1 protein-coding gene is annotated in these 962 nt (G+C 43.3%); it reads left to right on the top strand.

The annotated features are described in order from the left end of the window. Positions 1–329 precede the first annotated feature (329 nt). Positions 330–878, top strand: coding sequence for a hypothetical protein (locus E0L35_RS25315; protein WP_138801719.1), 549 nt, complete (start codon positions 330–332; stop codon positions 876–878). Positions 879–962 lie beyond the last annotated feature (84 nt).

Consider the following 962-nt stretch of genomic DNA (forward strand, 5'->3'; position numbering starts at 1 on the left):
AGGTGCCCTAACCAAAATGCTTGAGTGGAATTGAGGTCGCGACTCATGATGATCTCCAAAGCAAAAGAGACCATCAGTGTGATCAGCCTACGTTAATGTGGGTAGATGGGTTTTATGGCGCGCTTACAGTAGAACTATGGATGGTCAACGAGATATTTATGAGGCGCTCTATTTTTACTGGAAAAGATAAATTCATTATTCTTAGCAATGTGTAACAAGTCGCTGTAGTACGCGGCCGATGGCCCGTAGACGCCCTTTACATTGCAGCTTCGCCTCCATTGCAAGGGTGCCGCTAAGTTGAGCATTAAACATAATAGGAGCTCATAAAAATGAGTCACATTGAGTACAGTTCTTCTTGCTTCTTGGAGCTGCCTTATTCGAGCAGACAATTGATTGTTGTTACTGACGATGTGATTGTGGAAGCAGCGAAGCAGGAGGAACGAAAAGCTGTTCAAGTTCGTCAAGATGGTCTTGATTGGAAAAAAATTACTGAAGCGATCGTTTTTGATGTTATTCCTCTTCCATTAGGTAGAACTATAGCAGAAGTAACTCGCGAGGCTATAAAGGCATGGGGGCGTGCACGAGATAATGGTCTTTTAGTGTTACCGGTTGGAAGTACGACGGCAAAATTACTATCATTTCCACCGGGCCATCCTCGTGATGGTGTCCTGTACATAGGGCATCCCGCATTGCCTAATGTTTATTACACTTTGGCTGATTTTCACCGCGTAACTTTTGAACATAAGTTTTGTGAAGCAATTAATTTGCTTATGAGCTTAGGAGCAACTTCAATTCGCGTTGAGCACGTTAACGGTTGGTCAAGAGATTTCTCTAGGGAAGGTCTGAATAACTGCCGATATTCATCAACGCTTACTTGAGCCGACAAAAAATCGAAAATTCAGACACTCTTCTCCCTTTCTTTGTGTATTTTTGCTCCTTTCCCGCTCATTGAGCGGGAAAGG

It is taken from the genome of Halomonas sp. ATBC28, from assembly GCF_005937175.1.
GTDB lineage: Bacteria > Pseudomonadota > Gammaproteobacteria > Pseudomonadales > Halomonadaceae > Vreelandella > Vreelandella titanicae.